Genomic DNA, 25,154 nt, shown 5'->3' with positions numbered 1-25,154 from the left:
TATATTATTTATGATTTTTTCTTGATCTGATAAACTTCCTCCCTCGCCTGTGCCACCCTAGAGGGTGTTGCTCCCGCCTCTACCGCACGGGCGAAGTCTCTCTCTGCCTCCTCTTCCTCCCCATAGAGCAGCCAGATCTCCCCCCTTAGGAGATACTCCTCCGCACCGATATGCTCGCCGCTGCGGCGTATGATCTCCCGCACATCGGCAAGGGCGTCCGACTTACGCCCCTGACGCATCAGGAGCCGAGCCCTCGCCCGGTAGGCCGGTGCCATCACCGGCTGCTGCTCGATTAGGTAGCTCAGCAGCTTCTCCGCCTCGAGAGGGCGTCCCTCCCTCTCATACACCTCGGCGAGCTTCACCCGCGGGAGGTAGGCATCTGGGTTGTGAGCAAGGATCCGCTTCAGGTCCTCCTCGGCGGCACTCCAGAGTCTCAGCTTCTCGTAGGTGAGTACCCGTTTGTATCGGTAGATCTCGCTGGAGGGTGTCGTAGAGACAAGCTCGTCATAGTCAGTGAGGGCGCTCTGCAGTTGCCCCAGGTCGCTGAGCAGGTCTGCCCGTCGCTCCCTCAGCTCCGGCACAGCCGGCTGACGGCTCAGCGCCTCGGAGAGGAGCTCCAGAGCCTCTATGGAGTCGCCCCGCGCTACTACCAGCTCAGCCAGATTGCCGAGGAGGAGGAAGTTCCCCTCCGCCTCCGGACTCAGCTCCAGAGCCTGCCTAAGCATCAGCTCAGCGCTGTCCGGTTTGCCTGCCTCGTAGTAGTCAAAGTAGCGCTCAACGCAGCCGGCATACGCCTCTCCCCCCTCCTTATCCGACTGAGCGGAAGCAAGAAGCAGGGGCATCAGGGCTACGATAATCGTTGCTAAGGGTCTGGCGAGGACATTCATTGGTGTACTTCTTCCATGCTTTTGATTATGAAAGGTACCCATTTTTCCCCACCTGACCAATCCCGATTGTTAAAGAATGTGGAGACCTCAGCTCCGTAGATTATTGGGGAAAAAAGAAGAGACGACTCGTCCTGCCTCCTCAGTGCAGGGGGAGACTCCGCAGTCTCACCATACTTGGCCGAACCTGGATGACAATGGCGGATATCCGTAGGACGCGAAAGGAACCGTATACGAGTCGTCTCAGTAAAGTTTCTTGCTGCAAAGATACGACAATCCCAAGACCTCATTGTCTCTTGTCTGCACCATCTGGAGGGGTGACGCATTTGAGTTGTACAGAAGCCACTCAACTCATTCCGAAGAATAGGAAACGAAGCACCTGCAAGGGTGTCGCACCATCAAGCCTTCACACCGATTGCGTCACCCCCTGCCCGATCAGCCCGCACCGCAGTGAAATCTCTAATATCGGTATTAGGTCGAGCGCCTATCCACCGGGCATTGGACACCCCTCCCTTATGGGCTCTCCGCAGCAAAGGTAATAGATAGTGGATGAGGAGGTAGTTAGAGCCTATGGGAATTTTGTAACCTCCGACACTATCTGTTGATTACTCTCTCATCACGTCAGCAGTGGGACAAGTCAAGGGAGCTCAGCGGGCTCATACCGAGGTTTAATGATGCTCTGTGTAGAACAATAGTTAAAGGTGTGGCATATATCGTTAGTCAAATCTGCAGACAGACCGAGTGGATATTTAACTTGTGCTTAGCTTAGCGTCTACGACCAATTGTAACTTCATGCAGGAAAGCAGTGATGACCTAACACCGGTATATGGAATGCCTCACAAGACAACTCAGTCTCTGCCTCGATCACCAGTCGCCCTCCTCTGTCAGGGAGTGACTAAATAATCTTCCTTGTGGGTGAAAGAAGCAGAGAGACGGTACACCCACTTGGATGTACCGTCTCTCAATGAGTGCAGAGTAGTTCCTACTCGCTTACTTACTTGTTATATGTAGGATAGGTGCTGGTAATCGGCCACCCCGGGTTCTGATAGAGGTTGCTCTGGGCGGGGTCTCCCGTGGGAGAGCAGAGCTCCATCTCCCTCACCGAGAAGGGCGAGAGGTAGTAGACGGGATAGAAGGTGTATCCCTCATAGAAGGGGTTATTCGCCTTGATCACCTGGTAGGGGCGGTGATACTTGCTCAGCTCCTTGGAGGAGATATTGGCCTTGTCACTTCCATCGGCAAGTACCTTGGAGGTGGTGCGCTCTTTGGTCTTCTTGTCTACGTTCCAGTAGATATCCCAGTTCCACATCTCGGTCCAGAAGTTGACCCCCTCGATCTGATAGTTTGTCACCTGATCCATGGCAGACCAGCGCACGAGATCATCCCAGCGGTGACCCTCACCGGCAAACTCGCTACGGCGCTCACGGCGGATGCTGTAGAGGGTGGCATCGATCGGCTTTCCTGCGGAGAAGGCACCCCAGTCGTAGGAGTCACGATTGACGTTTGCCTCGTAAGCCATGTCTGTGGCATCGATCGTAACACTGATTGGTGCAGTGATGCCGGCACGGGCGCGGAGTGCAGTCCAGTAGGCCTTCGCCGTGTCGTCGATCCTGTGGGTGAGCTCATAAGAGGCCTCCATATAGATGAGGTATGCCTCGCTGAGCCGCAGAGTGACGGCACCGGTCTGACCGCCCTGGAGAGCGTCCGGGCTGTAGCTGAAGAACTTCCGCGGGTGATATCCGGTCACGTCACGATTTTGCGCCACCTCAAGCATAAAGGGAGCCTTACCGGTCTTACTGGGAGTCACTATAGTGCCCATATCACCCGTGCCAAGTCTGATGGGCGTGGTCTCACCGGCAACGAAGAGCTGGAGTCGCTCATCACGATCCGTCCTAGCCTTATCGACTGTCACATCACCATGGTAGCCGGAAGCAGGGCTGTAGATGGGCAGACCGTTCTTCATCAGGAAGCTCTCCACGAGACCGCGTGTCCACCCCATACCGGCACCTGTGGCTACCATCTGGCTCACGTCGTGTGTGATGTCGTACTTCTTGCTGTACTCACGCCAAAGCATCACCTCGGATACCTTAGAGAGGTTGTTGCTTCCAAACATCTCGAAGTAGGGATTCCACCCCGAGGTCTGACCGGCATCAGGATCGATCTTGTGACTGCTCGCCGTCAGGGAGAAGTGGCTTTCCGCTGCCGCCTTAGCAGCGTTCATTGCCTCAGTAAGGAAGAACTTGACCTCTGCTTCCTGGTCAAAGGTCTTACCCTTATTCCACTCCTTATCCTTACCCGGCCATGTGGCATCACCAGGTACGCGTCCGGTCCCGCGGTGATAGCGCTCAAACGTTCCCTCGTAGAGGGCAATGCGTGCTTTCAGCAGCTGTGCCACGGGCTTTGAGATCCGCTGATTGCCTGGAGTCTGATCCTTTAGCATGGGGATCGCCTTATCTATCTCCTTTAAGATAAAGCGCGCCACCTCGTTACGAGGCTGTCTCTTAGAGAGGCCGACAAGATCAGCCGTGTCGTCAATATAGTCTGTGAGGATCGGGTAGTCCCCGAAGGCCACCAGCTTGTCGTAATAGAGGAGTGCGCGGATCACATAAGTCTCTGCGAGGTAACTCTTGGCGAGATCCTCCTCACCGGTGTAGACACCGTCTTTCAGGCGCTTCTCCACTTGGGCGCAAAACCAATTGCAGTTACGGATGTTCTCGAAGCCGATGCCACCGGTTGAGGGGACCTGCCATCTGTCCTTGACGAAGACATTGCTCCCATTGACTCCGGCTTGATTGTCCGTGCCATTATCGAAGCTGCCAATACCCATATTCCATCTCCCATGAGAGGCGAAGACGGCGGGGTAGTAATTGATGGGAAATGTCCCTACCTGCTCAGCAGTCTGGTAGAATGTATCAGACCCGACCTGGTCAAGTGGCTTCCTGTCAAGGAAGTCGCAGGAGGTCGCGACGAGGCATACCATCGCAACGGCTGATGCTATCTTTATATAGTGATTCATAGGATTCATTCTTGATTAGAAGTTGAGATTGAGTCCGACGGAGACGGTCCTCATAAGGGGATAGAGCTTACCGGGACCCCAGTCGCCGCCAAGTCCCTCCGGGTCGTAGATCTTGGTCATCTTGGTAAAGGTGACGAGGTTGTCTGCCGAGACATAGACTCTGGCGCGAGACATACTAAGCTTGGAGCTGATGCTCTCCGGCAGGGTGTAGCCGAGCTGGATATTCTTGATGCGCATATAGGAAGCATCCTGGAGGTAGCGTGTATTGGGCTTGAAATTCTTCCACCCATCGCCAAATAGGGGTCTCGGGTAATAGCCACCGGGGTTGGCGCCAAGCGAGCTACCCTCAGGACGCCAGTAGTCGAGATGCTCAGTAAAGGCAACACTCTGCCACATACCGGTGTTGGCTCCAATGGAGTAGACGGAGCCGTCCCACCAATCTCTCTTACCGACACCCTGCAGGAAGATGCGGAAGTCTATTCCCTTCCATGCAACGTCAGCGTTGATTCCGAAGCGGAAGTGGGGCATGCTGTTACCGATGATGGACAGATCCCCATGGTCATCAGCGGTGTTTTTCCCATCGTTGATCAGCCCCTTCTGAGACGCGATGATCTTGCCATTCTCATCCACGGGGTCTACCTTATTGATGTACATCACATCGCCGGCACCCCAGTTGCCACCCCAGCTCGGACGATTGTCAGCAAGATGCTTGTCCATCTCCTCCTGAGTCTGAGCCAGTCCCTTCACCTCGTAGCCCCAGATGTCGCCATTGACGCGACCGGCATACCAGGTGTTGAGCGACTTAGTCGGATTATTGAACCTCGTAATCGTCTGCTTGTCGTCCGAGAGGACAAAGCGGAGACCATAGTTGCCATCCTTGAAGTGGTCTCTCCAGCGAAGCTCCAGCTCCCATCCCTGAGACCTCATGTCAGCGTTGTTGATTTTAGGCATCTGGGCTCCGAGAATGGAGGGTTGCTCCGGTGCCGGGGCAACCATATCCTTGGTGTCACGTACGAAGTAGTCAAAGCTACCCTGCAGACGGTTGTCAAGTACGGCAAAGTCGAGACCGACATTCCAATTCTGGATCCGCTCCCAAGTGAGAGCACCGGAGACCAGACCGGGAGCGTTGGAGGTATTCATGCGATTGCCCTGGACAAGCCAAGCCGAGTTGGCCACCCCGGTGGGCATGCTTTGGAACCATGGGTAAAGGGCTTTCGTATTGGTGTTGCCAAGCGCACCCCAAGACCCACGAAGCTTCAGCTGCCCCACATACTTCTGCGCCTCAGCAAAGAAAGCCTCGTTGGCAATGTTCCATCCGAGTGAGAAGGAGGGGAAGGTTGCCCAGGTTTTGTCTCCGATGAAGCGGGAGGAGCCGTCCCGTCGGATTGAGATCTCTGCCAGGTATCGGGAGTCGTAGGCGTAATTGACGCGGCCGAAGAATCCCATGGTGGCCCAGTGATTGTATCCGCCCCAGACCCCCGGCTTATCGTAGCTAGAGGTATTGATCGTGGGGACATCCGGCGAGATCAGGTTTTGAGTATCGATCCCGAGATCACGGTTCTTGCTAAGCTCCATATCGAGACCACCGAGGACCTTCATCTCCGACTTTCCTACGGTAAAGTTGTACTCCGTGTAGAATCGACCATTAAAGTAATCTCTCTTCCACCCACTCTCCGACACCGCACTTTTGCCACGGTCATCAGCGTCTTGATTCCACTTCGATAGCGTGGGGCGATTGTCCATGTCGTAGTAGTAGACGGGCAGTTTATCCCAGTGGGTAAATCCGGTCTCGGTATTGTAGTTACCCTCAAGTCGGATGATCCAGCCGTCCAGTGGCTTGATCTCAGCCACCAGCTGCTGGTAGAGTGCATCCTTGGTCTCCTTATGGAGTCCTCCGGTCTCCATCTGGATGATCTCGTTGTAGGGGACAAGGTGTCCATGAGGATCGTAGACAGGGTTGGTCGGCCAGCGACGTGCGATGTTATGGAAGAAGAGACCGGTCATATAGGACGGGCGAGAGTAGTCGCTGCGAGACCACTTGGTGCTGTAGGTGAGATTGAGCCAGGAGTAGACGTCTACGCTGACCCTGCCATTGAGGTTGTATCTCTTGAAGGTGTCACGCCCATGACGGATTAGTCCATTCTGGTCGAGAAGTGAGCCACTGAGGTAGTAATTGACACTCTTGGATCCTCCGGTGAGGGAGACATTGTGCTCCTGAGAGGGGACGTTGGTACGGTACATTTCGGCAAACCAGTTGGTATTGCACCAGCTGCCTGTGTACATAGACCAAGGCTCATTAGCGGCATAGCCGTTCCAGCGTGTACCCCAAGCTTCTTCACCGGTGAGTGTACCATCCTGGAAGCCCTTGATGAGTCTGAGCATCTCGTCGTTGAAGGCCGGACCTTGACCGGAGTTGGAGGAGGCATCATTCCAATATTGCGCAAAGGTGTACGAGTCCATCTGCTGGGGTACCTGTGTGGCCGTGGAGAAGCGGACATTACCATTGTAGCTAACACGAGCTTTCCCCTCTTTACCACTCTTGGTGGTGACAAGGATCACACCGAATGCAGCGCGGGATCCATAGATGGCAGAGGAGGAGGCATCCTTGAGCACAGAGATGCTCTCGATATCGTTGGGAGAGAGAGCGTAGAGGTTCCCCTCAGTTCCGTCGATAAGTACCAATGGACTAGAGCTTGACCCATCACCAATGGTGCCTGCACCTCTGATGTTTAGGCTCATCCCTCCATTAAGCTCACCACCGGCGTTGGTGGTGCCGAGGTTAAGACCCGGGACTGCACCTTGCAGTGCCTGAGCAACGTTGGCTACAGGTCTGGCCTCTAGTGTTTTTCCGTCGAGTGCGGATACAGACCCGGTCAGGTTGACTTTCTTCTGCGTACCGTAGCCGACGACGACGACCTCGTCGAGGAGCTCGGAGTCCTCAACGAGGACGATATTTAGGTGCAGAGGATTATTCTGCCCCCCCCCGTTTTTCAGGGTAATCTCCTGCGTCTTCATGCCGACGAAGGAGACGCGGAGTGTCGCACCTGCAGGCACGGCGGGGATGGTGAAGTTGCCGTCCAGGTCAGCGGTGGCTCCCTTACCGGGGACGCCGACGACTGCCACGTTGGCACCGATGACCGGCTCCCCTGTGGTGTCCTTGACGGTACCGGTGACGGTGACCGTCTGGGCCTGGGCAACAGTGGTGAAGAGTAAGACCAGCAGCGAGGCAATGCTTGCCAGCCTTAGTGATCTGATAACATTCATGCTGTCACTTGTGATTATAAAAGGTTCGTGGTCAAGAGCTTCGACACCTTACCGGTGCAGTCGTCGCTCATGCGTAACTCTCGAGGAGCGGGGTAGAGGAGTATGGCTTTACCTCCTGCTCACGTAGCAAAGATAATAAATTATTAAATGTTTTGCGATGGTTTTGTGAATCACTGTTAGGGTCGGCATATCAGAGGGTGCTATCAGGGGTGACGCTCTTGAGCTATACTGCAAAGAAGTGATAATACCTGTCGCATTGCAATCCCGTCGATCAATCCCTCTTGATGCTCCCGACTGTCGATCCCGTAGGGGCGTAGTCCCTGAGGGATCATCGCTCCATAGCCCCAAGCCGAGGCACGAAGTGTTGAAGAGTGCGGGAGAGGACGCCTTCTCTTAATCTACGACCCCGCCAGGGTGTCGCACTTACCAGTTAGGCAAGCAACTTGTGTGGCACCCCGGCAGGGGTGCTCGCTCCATAGGCATCGGTCATCCGCGAAGCGGTGACCGATGTGCCGAGATCCACCTCTATCCCCCTCGACCCCTTGCGGGTCGCCGAGCAGGATCCCCCTCCCCGCAACCCCGCCAGGGTGTCGCAACTTAAGCCTGCTATCAAGCCCAAAGCGTCACCCCTTACACTTGGTCAAAAGCTTGACCTTGGTGTCCTGTATCTGAGCGGAAAGGGAGAGGTGTGTCTTCTTAGTCAAAAAAATGAAGAAGAGACTCTCCGAGCGTGAGGGCGGGCAATTCCTCATACTGCCTCCGGAGGCAGTTGCTGACTCCGGAGAGGATGGCGCCCTTTCCATCCGTACGCCCGGATCGTCTCTTCATCCCAAAGGTATAAAAAGTCTGATGCGCAACCATAGCCCCACTCAAGAGAACCCAACTCTCTGACACCTCCCGGCATCGGAGCTCTCCCGGGGATCGTCAGTTGAGTGTAACCTTTCCCAAGTAGTGTTTGTCTTGGTCATGTCTATGGGGGAAGGTGTCCTCGGGGATGCGTATGGCGGTGCCTGATGGATTTCTAATGCTGCCACCAATAGACCTGGAGACGACATCCTGGGACTGCTGACTGTTTCTTGTGAATCCCTTCTGCGTCTCTCCCACCCAAACATTGCCCTTCCATCGGGGGCGCTTTCGGATAATTCTTTTACCGATATTAGAGAAGTCTAATACCGGTAAAAGAATTCTCTAATATCGGTATTAGACAACTCTAATATCGGTATTAGATCGAGGGGTCCGCATCGCGCTGATAGACATACCTTTGCAAGGCGCTCGTAATTGGGATGGTGCGTGACACATATTCCACGGGTCGTCGGAGTTGGGACCCCTTGGCTATCTGGTAATTACGCGGACATCTGTGACGGGTGCTTCTTAGCCTAGCTCTTCGCGGTCATCCGAAGGGGTTTCTGTATGATCCTCATGCACCACCCCGACGACATCTGGAGGTGAAATGTCTAAATAAATGGATAGCTTTGGCTATATATGGGTACCCCACTGTGATAGAACTAATCTGTAGAGATGTCTTATGAGAGACTTTGCCGCAATAGACTTTGAGACCGCCAATAGTGAGCGGTCATCCATATGCGCCGTCGGGGTCGTTGTGGTCCGAGGGGGCGAGATCGTCGACTCCTTTTACTCTCTCGTGCAGCCGGAGCCTAATTACTACAGCTACTGGTGCTCTCAGGTGCATGGCCTGTGTCACCGCGATACGGACGAGGCTGAGGTCTTCCCCTACGTGTGGTCGCAGGTGGAGCCTCTGATAGAGGGCCTGCCCCTGGTGGCTCACAACAGACCCTTCGACGAGAGTTGCCTGAGGGCTGCCTTTCGGACCTATCGTATGGAGTATCCGGACTATGACTTTTACGACACCCTCTGTGTCGCTCGGCGTGTGCTCCCCTGCTTGGAGGACCACCAGCTGCAGACTGTGGCTGAGGCGTGTGGGTATCACCTGAGAAATCATCACCACGCCCTGGCTGATGCGGAGGCGTGTGCCTGGATAGCAAGAGAGATACTGTGACGCTGCCTGTCGATCGATAGAGACTGTTGCACGAAGGCGATCTGCTGCGTTGCTTTCGGAATTCGGTCTCGGTCACGTACGTGAGTACGCTCCCTTCGACCTCATCCTCAGCGCCTTGCATCTCATCCTTCGTGCAAAGTCTCAGCACATTTGAAACAAATGTGCGAGAATGGCACTTCGTGCAACATTCTCCGGTAATTGTCGGTCGGAGGGAATGAAAAAAGGGCTGACCCCGTATCACGGAGTCAGCCCTTGCTTCATTTCTTGCCCTGAAGGCCTACAGCTCGAGGGTGATGCTGCCGTAGACGCCTATGCCGGGGCTGTAGTAGTGGCTCCAGCGCTGGATCTTCTGATTGAGGAGATTCTCCACCGTGAGTGAGAGCCCAAGGTTCTTCAGCACCTTGTAGGAGACCTGAGCATCAAGCTTGGTGGTGAAGGGTAGGGTGTAGACCATCTCCTCTCCCTCACGGACAATGTCCCTCGGGAGTAGCTGCTGCATCTTGATCCCTCCCAAGCCGAGGAAATTGGCACTCAGTGTCAGGTCCTTGATCGGGCTGTAGGTGAGGTCTGCCGTCAGCTCGAGAGCGGGTCTGCCGAGGATGCTCTCCATCAGCTCGTGATCAGGCTTAGAGCTCTCCTCCTCTGTGAGTGCCGGGCGGGCAAAGTGATTGTACTTCACACCGAGCGAACCGCTAATCCCCTCCGCTCCCTTATAGCGGGCACCGAGGCTGAAGTAGCCGTGACGGACCGAACCGAGATTGCGAAGGTCAAAGAGTGCCACCTCGGCATAGGGCTCTCCCTCATAGCCCTCCGGTGTGGGGGTGGAGGCGCTCTTACTTGCGAAGTCGTAGAAGTCTCTGTAGTCGGCATACCCGCCCCTGAGGTCGAGGGCAAAGCCGTTCCAAGAGCCCAGCTCCAGCCCGAGGGAGACATCGTAGGTCGAGGACTCGATGCCGCGCGAGATGCTCATCGGATCGGCATACCTATTTATCCGGTAGAGGTCGCGCATCGAGAGCATCGTCATGCCTCCGGTGGCGGAGAGTAGGAGCGAGGCTTTGTCGTGCATCCGCCAGCGGAGCAGCACATCGGGGGTGATGAGTAGTTGCTTGGCACCCATAGTGGGGAGCTGCACCTTTACCCCCGCCCGCACCTGGAGCGATGGGATGATGTAGTCAAAGTGTGGGATGAGGGTGATGATCTGTGACGCCTTGCCTCCTGCCACCTCCTTGTCGAGGGAGAAGCGATTGATCTCGTAGCCGGCATTGACGCCAAACCTGAAGTCATTGATCTTAGCACCGTAGGTGAGGCTCCCCATCACTCCGGCGTGGAGGGCATCGCCCCGCCCGGATATGTAGACCCCGATCGGCTCACCCTCGCGATGGGCGTTGACGTCGGCATTGCGATTGCCGTAGTCGATCGTAGCGCTCAGGCTGTACTCCCAAGTGGAGAGGGCGCTGAGGGGTGCCGGTGAGAGGGAGACGCTAAGTCCCGTGCCATAGTAGCTCATCAGCTCGGGCTTCTCGGGAGTGGCGGTGATGAAGTGGTACGGCAGCTCGCCTGACTTCACTGAGCTCAGCAGGTGTCCGTAGAGTGAGTGGGCGTGCCCAAAGCCGAACCCCTCGATCTCCAGCATTCGGTCGCTCTCGGGTAGTTTCTGAGAGTATCTCACCAGCCCCTCCGTGTCGTGGGTCTCATTGATCGGAGCAGCATCGAGCTTGCCCATCTCCCCCGTGGCGTGCCGCGAGGTGTGGTCGAGGGCTACGGTGATCGTCCCGTAGTCTCCTACCCTGAAGTGTGCACCGATATTGCCTCCCGCCTTGACCGGGTAACCGCCAAAGAGGCGGGCGTAGAAGTGGTGACTCCCGTACTCCGGGAGGAGTAGATTATCGCTCGGGGTGAAGAGACGGGGCCTTGCCTTCATACTCAGGCTGTAGCTATTTCGGGCAAAGTCCAGCGGATGGAGCTGGCGGGGAGTTTGATTAGCGAGGGGATTGAAAAACTCCTTCCTTGCCTGACCGGTCTCCGGTATGTAGGCTCTCTGCAGGGTCATAGACCGGCGGAGCGTATCTGCCGGGGTCTGGGCGCTCAGACCGAGGAGCATTGACGAAGCTGCGAGCGTGACTAAGAGTTGTCTGATCTTCATATGTAGTGGTAGGATCTTTCTTTAGGTAAAAATGAGTGCGGTGAAGTCAGAGGCGTGAGAGACGCTCATCGATCTGATTGATGATGCCGTCCTGCTGCTCCTTGTACCCGGATCGCAGGCTCTCGAGGTATGTCTTGGCTGTGCTCTTGTCGCCCAGACGGACATAGCTGTCACTCAGGAGGAGGATGGCTCGTGCAAGCCAGTAGCGGCTGTCGGACTGTCCGCCGACTACCTTCTCCATCCGGTCGCGGACCGTTTGGAACTGGCCCTGCTCAAAGAGCTCCTCAGCCACCAGCACGCGGGCTGCCGTCGTCTGGGCAGAGGTGGGCAGCTGAAGCACCGCCCGTGCATAGAGCCGCGCCATGTCCTTCTTCCCCACTTGGTCGTACCGTGTGGCGGCTGCCGTCATCACCTCGGAGCGGGTCTGTGGTGTGAGGTCCCACTTGCTCCGAGAGACATCATCGGCAAGGGCGAGGAGGAAGTCGTAGCTCTTGCTCTTCTGCGCGTGGGCCGCTGCAGCGGAGATGTAGCGGCTGCGGTCGGCCTGTGTGCTGCTCTCGTTGGCGAGCTGGAGGGCGACCTCGGCTGCCCGGGCGGAGTTGTCCCTTCGCTCATAATTCTCCAGAAGTAGCAGCCGCACATCGTGGCTCATCGTGGGCTCGAGCTGCATCGCTGCGAGACGCTCAAGGATCGGTGTAGCCTCCTTGTGCCGTTTATTGGAGGAGAGGATTAGCGCCTTGCTGTAGAGGGCCTTGTCGAGGTACGCTCCGGCGGGGAAGCGGGTCAGATAGTCGTCAAGTGCCTTGACCGCCTCAGCGGGCTTGCCCTCGGAGACGATCTTGTCAGCCGCAAGGTAGGTCATCTCGTCCATCTCGCGGTCGGAGATCGCTCCAGAGCCACCGATGGAGCGGACTAAGCTATTGTACTCATCCACGCGATTGAGCTGGATGCTGAGTGCCTTAAGGTTCTGCAGTGCAGTCTTGGCCGCATCGGACTTGGGGTAGCTGCGGATCACCGCCACATAGGCATCCGCTGCCTCGGAGAAGCTCTCCTCACTCATATAGGTGAGAGCCTTCTGCACTGCGGCAGAGGGGGCCAGCTCGTGACGGGGGTAATTGGTCACCACGCGGTCGTACGCCTGTCGGGCGAGGGACTGTCTGTCGAGCATACTATAGGTCTGTCCCAGCTCGTAGAAGCCCTCCGGAAGGAGCGAGGAGTAGGGGAAGGTCTGCTGCATGCGGGAGAGGAGGTTGATCTTGCCCTCGTAGTCCTTCTGTAGCCCGAGGACAATACCGCGGTGGAGGAAGCCGTAGTCTGACTCCGCTCCGCCGGCTCGCGCTGCCTGGTCGTAGTAGTCGGCTGCCTCGCTGAGTCGGCGCTCCTGTACAGAGATGTCGCCGAGGCGATTGAGTACAGCAGTGCGCTCATTGGTCGACGGGGTGGACTGAGAGAGGTAGGACCGGAAGGCGCTCTTCGCCTGGTCGTAGCTCTTATTATTGAAGTAGGCGTAGCCTAAGGTGTAGTAAGCCTGAGGATTGAGCTTAAGGCTCTCGGGACGATTGTCGAGATAGGCACGGGTATCGCTGATCGCGCCGGTGTAGTCTCCCTTGCGGTATGCCGCCTCTCCACGCCAGAGGTAAGCCTCTGCGACGCTCTCCGGGTCTTCATTCTTCCCGATGATACGCCCGTACTGCTCGGTTGCCTTACGGAGGTCACCGCCCGCGAGAGACTGATTGGCCTCACCGAGCTTCACCTTCTCCCTCACCCTCCTCAGCTCAGGAGGAAGCGGGCTGATAGTGGAGATCTCCCGCAGTACATCGGCTCGCTTGGGGTCATTGAGGAAGGCGTCACTGAGGTAGGTGATCACCTTGGGGCGGTAGGCTCCGGTGGGATAACGCCTGAGATAGGAGGCGAAACGCTTCGTGCCGGCGCCGAGACGTCCCTGATGCCCGGCATAGGCAGCGAGGGCGCCATTGAACTGTGCATCCTCAGTCAGAGGGGCGTAGACGTCGATCTCAGCCGCCCGGTCAAAGGACGCAAGTGCACTGCTGCTCTTTCCGCTGCTCAGATTAGTGAGCCCGAGGTAGTAGTGCGAGAGCTGAGACATAAAGTCGGGTGTGCCGTCATCGACCCGCGTGAGGTAGCCGATGGCCTCGGTCTCGTGGCCCAGCTCGTAGAGGTTTTTCCCGAGGACAAGTAGGTCAATCCGCCCCGGTTGCTCTGCCTGCCTCATATACTGTCGCAGGTAGTCGGTGGAGAGGTCGATACGCCCGGTCATCGCTGCGGCAAGGCCTGCGGTATGGAGGAGGGAGTGACGGGCACTGCTCTCGGAGGCATCCCTCTTGAGCCCCCTCTGTGCCAGTGTCAGAGCCCCCTCAAAGTCCTCCTGCGAGAGACGTGACTCAGCCACATAGGCGAGTGCCTCGGTGCCGTAGGTGGTATTGCTGTAGAGTCCCGAGAGTAGCCTCTCTCCCTCGCTCACCCGGTCGGCCTTGAGGAGGAGGTAGCCACCATAGAAGGCTGCGGCGTTGTGGAAGTCTCGGGAGTAAGTCAGCGGGAGGAAGAGCTTGAGTGCCGCCTCCTCGGAGCCGGTCTTCATCAGAGAGTAGGCGTGGTAGTAGTCGATCGCCTGCGCTCTCTCCTCCGGCAGGGCAGACACGTCTGCTCGCTCCAGCCAGTAGACGGCACCGGAGTAGTCTCCCCGCACGTAGTACCACTCGCCGAGCCGGCTCTGAGCATAGGGCAAGAGGGCGCTGTGAGGATGCTGCTCGATGAAGTGGAGGAGCTTAAGGTCCGCCTCCTCAGCGCCCATACAGCTGCGGGCAATGGCATCGAGGTAAAGGGCCTCCTCGCCCATGATGGGCATACTCCAGGTCTCCTTGTATAGCGGTGCCAGGCTCTCCACCACACCGGTGTAGGCCTGTAGCGACATCGCCTGACGGGCGTGTAGGAGGTGCGTCAGCGGTGAGGTGGGCTCCTGACCAACGACCGTGGCAGAGAGGCCGAGGGCTGCCGTGACTAAGGCTAGTATTTTCTTATCCATAGGATCGGAAATGTCTCTTGAGATATAAGTTCTCTCAAAGGTACCAAATTCTCCAAGAGCAAGGGGAAGGCAGGCGATGATGCTCTGGGTGGCGCAGGTGAATAGCACAGAAGCCCTTCAACTTATTAGTGAAGAGTGAAGAACGAAGCACCCCTTGCGGGTGCCCGCTCCTTAGCCACGAGGACCCGTGGGTCAGGCATCACACACGATCCCGAGACCCCGCAAGGGTGTCGCACCGGTTGCCTGACTCCCTGATAAGTGCGACACCCTACCGGGGTTGTATATCTTTCTTGGCATCCTCTCCCGCGGTCTTCGGCTCTTCGCGCCCTCGACATGCGGACTAAGGAGCGAAGATCCCGCAGGGGGGGAGCCTTAGAGTGGTCATCGCTCTTTAAGCGTACATTGAGCCACGAGGTGGCGAGGACCGCAGATGACGCAATTTTGGTCAGGAAGAGACAGATAGAGACATATAGAGACAATCCCTCCCCGCGGGGGTGTTATATTTGCACCGCTGAAGCTTCCGGATAAGTGAGGTGATCGTTGCTCAGGTGGGGTAGTGGGGCGGCCTCTGCTTCTCCTGCTACGTGCATTCTACATCCTCTGCCGGGTATTTCAAGCCGTAGGAGGAGACCCTTAGGAGCGCACTTTGATAGGCTGATGGTGCAAATCGCAGGGGGCGCTTCGTCTCCGCATCTTCACAAAAAAAGAAAGGCAGCTGCGAGAGTGATCTCACAGCTGCCTTAGCTAGTCTGTCTGCCTATGTGGGCAGATCTATCTATTACTCGCCGTAGTAGGGACGGATGTCGACACGGCGGGCATCAGGGTACTGAACGGATGTCTCCTTGATCGTGTCCTCGCCTGAGGGTATGATGTGGAGGTACTCGTCAGCGATCCCCTTAGTCCGGAGGTAGTCGGCAGCGGCATTGACGCGGCGACCGGAGAGACGGTTGTTGTAGCGCATGTTACCCTCGGGAGAGGCGTATCCTCTGAGCTCTACAGCCATCTTATTCTCCTTGATCCAGCCGGCGACGTTGTCGAGCACGACCTTCGCCTTCGCGTCCAGCTTGGAGCTATCAAAGGCGTAGAAGACCTGGCTCAGGAAGTGGTCCCAAGAGTCAGCCTTGGCACCAGGTGCGAGCGGAATCGTACTCTGCTGACCGTTAGCGCCCGGGAGGACAGCTGTCGTGCTATTGCCGGGAGTGGTACCCGGAGCAGCACCTCCGGTGAGGAGGGAGGCGAGGTCACCATTGCCGAGGAGGTAATTCACCAGCGCGGGGTCAAGCTTCCCGCCGTTTTGCTGAGCGAGAGTGATCAGGAGGAGGGTCTCGAGGCGGTCCATCCGCTCCTCGTAGTCCTTGGTGTAGACGTTCCTCAGGGCCGACTCAAGAAGCTTATTCTTCAGAGTCTCGACCTTGAAGTCGTTAAGCACCTCCGCCTCCGTGAGCTTACGCTGAGAGTCGGCTCGGCTGGCTACGATCATCTTGGTGATGAGCTCCTCAGCCTGCTTGGACGTGATGGGGAGGAGGGCGTTGTCGTCCACCTTATCCCAGTCCTTGATGCCTAAAGCACCGGCATAATCCTCGGAGGACAGGACAGGAGCATCTGCTCTCGTCACGTCTACTGTGTCTGCCGGAGCGACCTGAGTGGTCTGAGCCACTGCAGGGACTGCGGTGGCAAGACCAATGGTCAGCAGAAGTGTGGTAGTCATCTTATTCATATCTAAATGGATCTACTCTTATTGATAAAACGAAAGAGGGGATTTCTTTAGAAGATGAATCGATAGCCTACAGCGATCTGGTTATTCTTGAAAAGACTGCGTGCGGTGTAGTCAACGAACATCTCGCCATTGGTGCCGAGATTGATATTGGTACCGGCGATGATATTGGTGCCAAAGTTGGTACCAAGACCGTGCTGGAAGATGCCAACGCCGAGACCTACATAGGGAGTAAAGCGGCTCTTGATGTCGATATTGTAGACAAAGTTGCCGGCGAGATCAAAGGAGGTACCTCCCTGGCGGAAGCCAAACATGATCTCAGGCACGAAGTCAAAAGAGCTGTCGCTGATCTGCATGTAACCACGCATACCGAGTGCCCAAGAGGTGGACTCACCGAGGCTGACGCCGGTGACGGCAGCGAGGCGGTTGAGCTTCAGCCAGCCGCCATTGGGGTGCATAGCTACGGGGCGCTCAGAGGGAGCTACGTCGTAGGAGCCACGGGGAGCGGGCTGCGGAGCATTGTATCCGGTGCCGGGAGCGATGATCGTCGTGGAGGGAGCCACGCTACCATTGTTGTCGCTGCGGGCATCACGCTCAAGTGAGCCTACGCGAGCCTGGAGGTCCTTAATGGCACGGTCGTCAGAAGTTACGGTCGTAGTCGTGGTGGAGGTAGAGGTGCCGGCACTCTGAGTGGCGAGGGCGCGGAGGATCACGTCGGTCTCGTCTGCGGTGTAGAGGGAGGCACGCTTGCTCTCCTCCTCGTGGATGCGAGCCATGATGCGATCAACCATCTCCTCAAACTCCTTCTTGGTCATCATCTTATTCTGGAGCCTCTCCACATCGGCGCGGTTCACTCTTGAGCGATCACTGCGGAGCTCATTGGTGCGCTCGTTGTAGGCCACGGTCTCAGTGTCGTCCATGAGCTCACTCTGGAGCACGGGGTCGCCAAGGTTAATGCGGAGACCAGCGGTGTAGCCGATATTGACAGCAATATCCTCGGGGGTGCTCACGCTCTCGACCTTCTGGTCATTGGCGGTCATCAGGAGCGCATCAGCGTTACCGAAGAGGGCAAACCAGCGAGAGATCGGGATCTCGATACCTGCACCGAGCATACCGAAGAGGTCGTGAGACTTGAAGTTCTCCTTAGCCTGCTCCTTGTCCTTAGACTCGATCAGGTTGTTGCGGTCGAGGTAGCCGGCACCGAAGCGGAGATAGGGGACGATACCACGCGGGTAATTGAGACGTGCGATGAAGTTGGCACCGTACATCTTCAGGTCCTTATTGAAGTCGAAGCTCAGCTTATTGGGCTCCTTGGTGGCCTGGTAGTAGAAGGCACGGAGACCAACGAGAGAGGAGAAGTCAACACCTGCGCTTCCACCGAGGAACCACTGATCGCTCAGACCGGTCTTGTTGCGGAAGTCCACGTACTGTACGCCGGGCTCAAGGACAAACTTCATGCCGCGGAAGCCGTCGCTGAAGAGGCTTGCATAGCGACCACCCAGCTGGTGGGTGCCGGGGGCAGCATTGCCACCGAGGTAGAAGTCGAAGGAGGCAAGGGCAGACCAGTTGCCATACTTCTTCTTGTCCAGGTCCTTCATATCACCGTAGTGGTTGATGAAGGAGTTGTTGGCGTTCATATTGAAGCCCAGGTTACGAGCCTCCATAGAGAATGCCATACGATCGGTGATGCGGAGCTTGACACCGGCACCGAGGGTGTAGTAGAGCTGCTTGTCCTTGACCTTAGCCTCCTCGATGATCGCATCCTTATTCTCTACCTTGAAGGGATTGTAGTCGAGCACCTGGACACCGGCACCTGCAGTAAGGTAGGGAGTTACGGCGGAATTGCCGAGGAGATTGACCTTAGCCTCACCACCTACGCGGGAGATGGTCATATCCATACCCTCGAGCTTCTGGAGGGCCTCCTCATTGAGGGGATTCCAGTCCTTGTCCTGGAGGGCATTCTTGAGGTTGATGGACTGCTCGTAATTAGCACGGATCTCGAAGAAGGGACCGAATCCGAAGCCTACACGGGCTCCGACGAAGGGTGAGTTCTTGAGGGCGATGTTGGAGTTCCACCAATTGTATGAGGCGTATGGAGATACCATAACGCTCACATCGCGAACCTGTGCATTGGCATTACTGCCTGCAAGGGCAGAAGCCATAAGACCCGCCACAGCGAGTACCAGTTTCTTTGATTTCATAAGTGTTAAACGATGAACTTAGTATAAGTTGTATAAATATGATGCCATTCCAAATGAGGACCCGCATAGTAGTCCACACGCAAAGGTAATCAAATATTACTGCTAATTAAAATTATATTACATCCCTAAGTATTATTGTATCCCTCGCCTGAGTTTTTGTCAGGGTGGACATCCTCTCGGGTCGGGATTAAGAGATAAAGTGGTATTCCGTAGGATTTCTTTACATATATAATAACGACGCCCCTCCCGGACCCGAGCAAGGGTCTGAGAGGGGCGTGAGTGTCTTAAGTGGATCTCAGAGGGCAGCTCGATCAGATTCGGTCAAGGACCATATCGATGAGACCGTCCAGCGTATCCTTGTAGGACGTATTCATATCCTGCTTCTTTCGCCCTGCGATGATGGTGCAGACGGTGAGGCAGCGGTGACCAAGGATGGTCCCGATGCCGGCAAGGGCAGCGCCCTCCATCTCGAAGTTGGTGATCTTGTGTCCGCTGTACTCAAAGTCCATGATCTTGCGATTGAGGTCGGGGTCAAGTGGCTGAGAGCGCACCTTCCTCCCCTGGGGAACGTAAAAGCCGTTAGCCGAGATGGTGACCCCGTGGATGATGTCGGTTCCATCGGTGATCTGGCGGAAGAGACTGTCGTCATTCCGGACCACATAGGGCTTAAGGCCGGTGAGCTTCCAGTCAAGCCCCTTCAGCAGCGCCTCCTCGAAGTCCCTGTCGCAGACCTTCCCCTCATCGGCGTAGAAGTGGAGCACGCCGTCGAAGCCAATGGAGTACTCCGAGGCTACGTAAGCGCCGACCGGGTCCTCCTCCTGGAGTCCGCCGGAGGTACCTACCCGGACGATCGTGAGGGACTTGTGCTCCGGCTTCACCTCCCTCTTCTTGAGATCGATATTGGCGAGCGCATCGAGCTCATTCATCACGATCTCGATATTATCCCCTCCGATGCCGTGGGAGAGGACGGTGATGCGCTTGCCCTTGTAGCTGCCGGTGATGGTGTGAAACTCTCGGCTACTCACCTCGCACTCCTTGGAGTCAAAGCGAGAGGCAATCATATCGACGCGTCCGGGATCACCGCAGACGACGATCTTATCTGAGAGCTGCTCGGGGCGGAGGTGGAGGTGAAAGATAGAGCCATCCTCATTGACGATCAGCTCGGAGTCGGGTATTCTATTGGTAGTAGTCATGTGTTATTGGGTTAGGATTAGTTCGTCTTATTCTTTCCATCCTTCTCTCCGCTCTTGCGCGTCACATCCTCGGATGGTGCGGAGAAAGGCTTAGCGATATTCTCTCTCATAGAGGTGTCGGCCTGGATGTTGCGCATCTGGTAGTAGTCCATGACGCCGAGGTTGCCACTCCGGAAGGCCTCAGCCATCGCCAGTGGCACCTCTGCCTCGGCCTCTATCACACGGGCACGAGCCTCCTGCGCCTTCGCCTTCATCTCCTGCTCGGTGGCCACCGCCATAGCGCGTCGCTCCTCAGCGTGAGCCTGGGCAATATTCTTATCCGCCTCCGCCTGATCCATCTGCAGCACTGCACCGATGTTGCGACCTACGTCGATGTCAGCGATATCGATGGAGAGGATCTCAAAGGCGGTCCCCGAGTCAAGTCCCTTCTTAAGCACCAGCTTGGAGATGGAGTCAGGGTTCTCGAGTACGGAGGAGTGCGCCTCAGCGGAGCCGATACTGGAGACGATACCCTCGCCCACGCGGGCAAGGACGGTCTCCTCACCCGCACCACCGACCAGCTGAGAGATATTCGCCCGCACGGTGACGCGTGCCTTGGCGATCAGCTGGATACCATTCTTGGCGACGGCGGTGACCGGCGGGGTGTCGATCACCTTAGGGTTCACGCTCATCTGTACGGCCTGGAAGACGTCACGCCCCGCGAGGTCGATTGCGGCTGCATCACTGAAGCTCAGGTTGATCCCTGCCTTATTGGCTGAGACGAGTGCATGGACCACCTGCTCCACATGTCCTCCGGCGAGGAAGTGTGCCTCCAGCTCGTCTCGAGTCAGTGCGATGCCCGCCTTATGCGCCTCGACCATAGCACGGACGATGACCTGCGGCGGGACGTTTCGGATCCTCATCATAAAGAGCTGGAAGAGGGAGATATTCACTCCAGATGCTTGGGCACTCACCCAGAGCATAACGGGGAAGTAGCGGAAGATGACGGTCAGGATGATCAGTGCGATGATCACCACTACGCCCCAGAATATTAGTGTCGGTGTCATAAGATTATGTGTAGATATTGGTTGTGCTTACTCTGCTGATGGCTTCGCCGTGCCCCGCTTGTCGAGGCTGACGTATATGGTGTCCTTGTCTATGCGCGACACGTAGATCGGCATATCCTCATCGATGAAGCCCTGCTCTGACGTGGCCTCAAAGATCTTCCCCTCGACCTCCACCGTCCCCTTGAGGGCGAGGCGGCTACGGGCGATCCCGGTGGCGCCGACGCTGACATCCACCTGCTGGCGGGCTGAGGAGGAGATCTCGCTCGAGAGAGCGACCTTGCGGACCACCTTCCTCCGGCTCATGAAGTAGGCGGCTATGCAGAAGAAGACGATCGTGAGGAGGGCAAAAATGACCGCCATGGTGTCGTATCCACCCAGGATGAGGTAGTACTCGGCGCCTGCCACCGTACCCACCCCGAGCAGACCAGCGAAACCCACTCCCGGGACTAAGAAAACCTCTCCCACCAGGAGTGCTGCCGCCACTATGGCGAGCAGTACGATGATGATGACTAATCCTATCGACATAATTATATAAGCGTAAAATCGTGGTTACTTTGCCTTTTTCTCACGTGCGATCACCTTATTACGGAGGTCAAAGAGCTCCCTGCCGAGTACCTGCTCCTGCCTCTCCAGCTCAAGTATCTCGCCCCTCACGGATCTATCCGTCTCGAAGCGCTTACGGAGAGACTCCAGCTTGGTCCGAAGAGTGGAGAGTCGCTCCGCTCTCTCGGTATATTGCTCGAGGAAGTGCCGTGACTCTCTGCCGGTTAGGCTGCTCTGGTCATAGACGGGCGTCTCCCCCAGCCAAAATAGAGGCTCCCGTGCGTCTCCTGCTCCTTTTGCCTCCGCCCCACGGACGGGTGGAGGTAGGGCGATGCCGGACTGCATGATACTGTCCCCCATCATCCACGCCAGCTCCTTCGTCACCACGTCCTGTCGCTCCGTGCGGTGAGAGAGGGCGTAGAGAGCGAGCACCTCGGGGGCCGATGTGCCTCGGTCAGTGAGCAGCCAGTCTACCCCTCGCTCCTCATCGCGAAGCAGCAGGTAGTCGCCCGCCAGTGTATTGTAGGGGGCCGGGAGCTGCTGAGGTACCAGCAGGCGCCCTCCCTCACGATCGTACCTTGATATGAAGAGGTCATAGCCCCCGAGCGACTCGGGACCATTGTAGGCAAAGCTTATCGTCTCCCCATCAGCCAGCAGGTACGGATAGGCTATCCGACCGCCCTCCAACCCGAGGATCTCCACCTCTCTCTCACTCTCGCTATCCCATGTGCCATCGCCCAGTCGTCCGGTCACCACCAAGTGATCGTGCCCAAGGGTGTCGGAGACCACCTGCCAGCGCTCTCTCCCATCAGCACTCACAAAGGTGGCTCGGCTGAGCTGACCGACCGAAGGCGCCTCGCGACTTAGGTCCGACAGTAGCCCCTCCTCACTTCCCGTGCGGTAGGTATAGAGCTGCATCCTGACGAGACCGGAGGAGGTGCGCTCTGCCGCCTTGAGTCTCATCGTCAGCTCCTCGACAGTGCTCTGCTGAGCATCAGACGCCCGGAGTGACTCTATCCCTGCGAGCTGGTCTGACGCCTCGCTCAGGTCGTAGTGAGCGAGGGCAATCTCGGTGAGCAGGGTGCGATTGGGGAGGGCCCTTCGCTTGGCTTTGCTCAGACCCTTGATGTAGCTCTCCATGCCGGAGGTATTGCCCCGCATCATCTCACTCCTGAGGCTGTCTGTCTGCGCCTTGCCGGTAAGGCTGAGCGTCAGAAGTCCCAGGAGGATGCCGAGAAGTGCTAATTGTCTATGCTGTCTCATTTCGATACTCATCATTAATGGGATAAATATAGCGAAATAAATGATGCGAAAGGCTTTTTGGACTGGATCCTCTCCCTCTATATTCTTTCAGTGGCAGGGGTCAGTCCTATCTGAGACTTTTCTAAGACCGATATTAGTCGCACCTAATATCGGTAGAAGAGCTCACTAATATCGGTATTAGATTTTGGTGCAAAAAAATCCCTACCGAGAGTGCTGGACTCCCGGTAGGGACTTATCTGGTAGTGGTGGGGGAGGGATTCCCGGTCCTGATGGGTGGGGCTTATTGCGCTGGTGCTTACTGAGGAAGGCGGTACTTCTCCTCGCTGTCCTCGTAGAGCATACTGAGGTAGCTCTTGTAGCGCGATGGTGCTATCAGTCCGTCCCGCACAGCACGGAGTACGGCACACTTGGGCTCGTGGGTATGGCTGCAATTGGCGTAGTGGCAGTCCTTTGCGTAGGCAAAGATATCCGGGAAGTAGCCGTCTATATCCCCCTTATCGAAGTCAAAGGAGCCAAACCCCTTGATGCCCGGTGTGTCAATCAGAAATCCATCCTCTGTGCCATCGATGGGATACATCTGAGAGTAGGTGGTGGTGTGGACCCCGAGATTGGTCTGCTCAGAGACCTCCATCGTCCGGCGATTAGCGCCTGGGCAGAGGAGGTTGCTGATCGTGGACTTGCCGGCCCCGGAGTGACCAGCGAGGAGTGTGACGCCGTGCGTTAGCTCCTTCCTCAGCTCATCCATTCCGGTACCCTCCCGAGCCGAGATGATGAGGCAGCGGTAGCCGATGCTCTCGTAGAGCTCCTTCATCTGAGCCATCTCGGCACTCTCGGAGGAGTTGTATCGGTCGGTCTTATTGAAGACTATGATGGTCTCCACATCGTAGGCCTGAGCAGTGGCGAGGAAGCGGTCGATGAAGGTCGTCCCGGTGACTGGGTAATTGATCGTCACTAAGAGTATCGCCCGATCCAGGTTGGCTGCGAGGATGTGCGACTGCTTGGAGAGGTTGACGGATCGCCGTACAATATAGTTGCGTCGGTCTGCCACCTCGGTGATCCAGCCGAAGTCGCCGTCCTCGGTGACGGGGGGCGTAAAGGTGACGAAGTCGCCCACCGCGATGGGGTTGGTCGACTTGATGTCAGCCGTCTTGAAGTGCCCCCGTAGGTGACAGTGGTACTCCACGCCGTCAGCTACGATCGTGTAGACATCTCCCTGGCAGCAGGTGACAACTCCTTCCATGGACTCTCTGCCGGAGTGTGACCTCAGACGGTCATGATCTCCTTCTCCTTAGTATTATAGCACTCCTCGATCTGCTTGATGTGCTTGTCGTGGAGCTTCTGGACGTCATCCTCAGCATCACGCTCGACATCCTCGGAGAGACCATCATTGAGTAGCTTCTTGAGCGAGTCGTTGGCATCGCGGCGAGCGTTACGCACGCTGATGCGTGCCTCCTCGCACTCTGCCTTGACCTGCTTGGCCAGCTCTTGGCGACGCTCACCGGTCAGCGGGGGGATAGTGATGCGGATGTTCTCTCCGTTATTGCTCGGGGTGATGCCGAGGCTGGAGTCGATGACCGCTTTCTCGATGTCCTTCAGGATCTTCTTCTCCCACGGAGTGATGATCATCGTGCGGGCATCAGGCACAGTGACGGTGGCGACGTTCTTGAGAGGAGTGAGGTTGCCGTAGTACTCCACGCGGATGTCGTCGAGGAGCTTGGGATTGGCACGTCCTGCGCGGATCTTGTCGAGACGATCTTGCAGCGAGGAGATGGAGTCTCCCATCATCTTGCCGGCTTTGGTGAGGATATTGTCTAAGTCTTCCATAATCTGGTTTGTATCTGTATGGTCCGCCGGAGGCGGTGGTTGATTATTCGGTGACGAGTGTGCCGACGCTCTCTCCTGAGAGGAGTCGCATGAGGTTGCCGGGCTTATCCATATTAAATACGACGATCGGCATCCCATTTTCCCGGCACATGGCTGTGGCGGTGAGGTCCATCACACGCAGGTGCTGAGCATAGATCTCGTCGTAGGTGATGGTGTCGTACTTGGTGGCGGTGGGATCCTTCTCAGGGTCAGCGGTGTATATGCCGTCGACGCGGGTCCCCTTTAGCATCGCATCGCACTCCAGCTCCACAGCTCGGAGGGAGGCACCGGTGTCGGTGGTGAAGTAGGGGTTGCCGGTGCCACAGGAGCAGATCACTATCTTTCCCTCCCGCAGTGCTGAGAGGGCGTCCCACTTATTGTAGAAGCGACCTACAGGGGCCATCTGTATGGCGGTGAAGACCACGGAGTCCAGCCCGGCAGTCTCCAGTGCGGCTGATAGACCGAGGCTATTGATCGCCGTGGCGAGCATCCCCATCTGATCGCCCTTGACGCGATCGACTCCCTTGCCGATGCCGGTCAGTCCCCTGAAGATATTGCCTCCACCGATGACGATGGCGATCTCGGTACTGGTGGCGTCTGCTACCTCCTTGATCTCCTTGGCGTAAGCGCTAAGTTTCTCAGAGTCTATGCCATAGCCCTGATCTCCCTGAAGGGACTCTCCGCTGAGCTTGAGCAGAACTCGCTTGTATTTGGACATAAATGATTTTTCAAATGAGTTTTACCACTGACAAACCTAATAAAAAAAGCTGTATACACAAGACTTGGGACCCAATTTCCTGCTCCGGGTACCCACCGCTTTTTCCTTATAATATATGGTGTCTGTATCGAGAAGAGGGGCTCCATACAGGCGGCTTCCGGTCGGGTAGCGTCATCGGAGACGTTTTCGAAGGGGACCAAAAGGGAGCATGGCGGGGGGAGATTTGCGAAGCAGTGTAGAATTACC

At 56.7% G+C, this 25,154-nt stretch carries 16 protein-coding genes; 1 reads left to right on the top strand and 15 read right to left on the bottom strand.

Going from position 1 to position 25,154, the window contains the following annotated elements; translation table 11 throughout:
- Positions 1-8: 8 nt before the first annotated feature.
- From QZR17_RS02615 to QZR17_RS02600, 4 genes are all read right to left on the bottom strand, one after another.
- Positions 9-887, bottom strand: coding sequence for a tetratricopeptide repeat protein (locus QZR17_RS02615; RefSeq protein WP_297127322.1), 879 nt, complete (start codon positions 885-887; stop codon positions 9-11).
- 991 nt (positions 888-1,878) lie between these two features.
- Positions 1,879-3,900, bottom strand: coding sequence for a RagB/SusD family nutrient uptake outer membrane protein (locus tag QZR17_RS02610; RefSeq protein ID WP_297127320.1), 2,022 nt, complete (start codon positions 3,898-3,900; stop codon positions 1,879-1,881).
- Positions 3,901-3,915: 15 nt separating this feature from the next.
- On the bottom strand, positions 3,916-7,164 hold the full coding sequence (locus tag QZR17_RS02605) for a TonB-dependent receptor (protein WP_297127317.1): 3,249 nt from the start codon (positions 7,162-7,164) through the stop codon (positions 3,916-3,918).
- A 696-nt stretch (positions 7,165-7,860) separates the two neighbouring features.
- Complete coding sequence (locus QZR17_RS02600) at positions 7,861-7,992, bottom strand: hypothetical protein (protein WP_297127314.1); 132 nt, start codon at positions 7,990-7,992, stop codon at positions 7,861-7,863.
- Positions 7,993-8,689: 697 nt separating this feature from the next.
- On the opposite strand from QZR17_RS02600, the gene QZR17_RS02595 reads away from it, so the two are divergent.
- The gene (locus QZR17_RS02595; protein WP_297127311.1) at positions 8,690-9,181 is read left to right on the top strand and encodes an exonuclease domain-containing protein; all 492 of its coding nucleotides are present in this window, start codon (positions 8,690-8,692) and stop codon (positions 9,179-9,181) included.
- A 277-nt stretch (positions 9,182-9,458) separates the two neighbouring features.
- On the opposite strand, the gene QZR17_RS02590 is transcribed toward QZR17_RS02595, so the two are convergent.
- From QZR17_RS02590 to pyrH, 11 genes are all read right to left on the bottom strand, one after another.
- Complete coding sequence (locus QZR17_RS02590) at positions 9,459-11,324, bottom strand: TonB-dependent receptor (protein WP_297127308.1); 1,866 nt, start codon at positions 11,322-11,324, stop codon at positions 9,459-9,461.
- 46 nt (positions 11,325-11,370) lie between these two features.
- Positions 11,371-14,367 carry a tetratricopeptide repeat protein gene (locus tag QZR17_RS02585; RefSeq protein ID WP_297127305.1) on the bottom strand — a complete coding sequence of 999 codons (2,997 nt, stop codon included), beginning with the start codon at positions 14,365-14,367 and terminating at the stop codon, positions 11,371-11,373.
- A gap of 778 nt (positions 14,368-15,145) precedes the next feature.
- Complete coding sequence (locus QZR17_RS02580; protein WP_297127302.1) at positions 15,146-16,084, bottom strand: OmpA family protein; 939 nt, start codon at positions 16,082-16,084, stop codon at positions 15,146-15,148.
- Between the two features lie 47 nt (positions 16,085-16,131).
- Positions 16,132-18,282, bottom strand: coding sequence for an outer membrane beta-barrel protein (locus QZR17_RS02575; protein WP_297127300.1), 2,151 nt, complete (start codon positions 18,280-18,282; stop codon positions 16,132-16,134).
- A gap of 311 nt (positions 18,283-18,593) precedes the next feature.
- Positions 18,594-19,475 (bottom strand): nucleoside phosphorylase, encoded by an 882-nt coding sequence (locus QZR17_RS02570; protein ID WP_297127298.1) that lies wholly within the window; start codon positions 19,473-19,475, stop codon positions 18,594-18,596.
- A 17-nt stretch (positions 19,476-19,492) separates the two neighbouring features.
- A complete protein-coding gene (gene floA, locus QZR17_RS02565) occupies positions 19,493-20,521 on the bottom strand; it encodes a flotillin-like protein FloA (protein WP_296163918.1) in 1,029 nt (342 codons plus the stop codon).
- A gap of 27 nt (positions 20,522-20,548) precedes the next feature.
- Positions 20,549-21,046 carry an NfeD family protein gene (locus QZR17_RS02560; protein ID WP_297127295.1) on the bottom strand — a complete coding sequence of 166 codons (498 nt, stop codon included), beginning with the start codon at positions 21,044-21,046 and terminating at the stop codon, positions 20,549-20,551.
- Between the two features lie 24 nt (positions 21,047-21,070).
- On the bottom strand, positions 21,071-22,327 hold the full coding sequence (locus tag QZR17_RS02555) for a hypothetical protein (RefSeq protein ID WP_297127293.1): 1,257 nt from the start codon (positions 22,325-22,327) through the stop codon (positions 21,071-21,073).
- A 295-nt stretch (positions 22,328-22,622) separates the two neighbouring features.
- Positions 22,623-23,567 carry a ribosome small subunit-dependent GTPase A gene (gene rsgA, locus QZR17_RS02550; protein WP_297127287.1) on the bottom strand — a complete coding sequence of 315 codons (945 nt, stop codon included), beginning with the start codon at positions 23,565-23,567 and terminating at the stop codon, positions 22,623-22,625.
- Positions 23,568-23,590: 23 nt separating this feature from the next.
- A complete protein-coding gene (frr, locus tag QZR17_RS02545; protein ID WP_296164990.1) occupies positions 23,591-24,151 on the bottom strand; it encodes a ribosome recycling factor in 561 nt (186 codons plus the stop codon).
- Positions 24,152-24,194: 43 nt separating this feature from the next.
- Positions 24,195-24,908, bottom strand: coding sequence for a UMP kinase (gene pyrH, locus QZR17_RS02540; protein ID WP_296164988.1), 714 nt, complete (start codon positions 24,906-24,908; stop codon positions 24,195-24,197).
- Positions 24,909-25,154: the final 246 nt, after the last annotated feature.

The sequence above is a fragment of the uncultured Porphyromonas sp. genome, from assembly GCF_900541275.1.
Lineage (GTDB): Bacteria > Bacteroidota > Bacteroidia > Bacteroidales > Porphyromonadaceae > Porphyromonas_A.
This window is presented reverse-complemented; position numbering and strand designations above follow the sequence as displayed.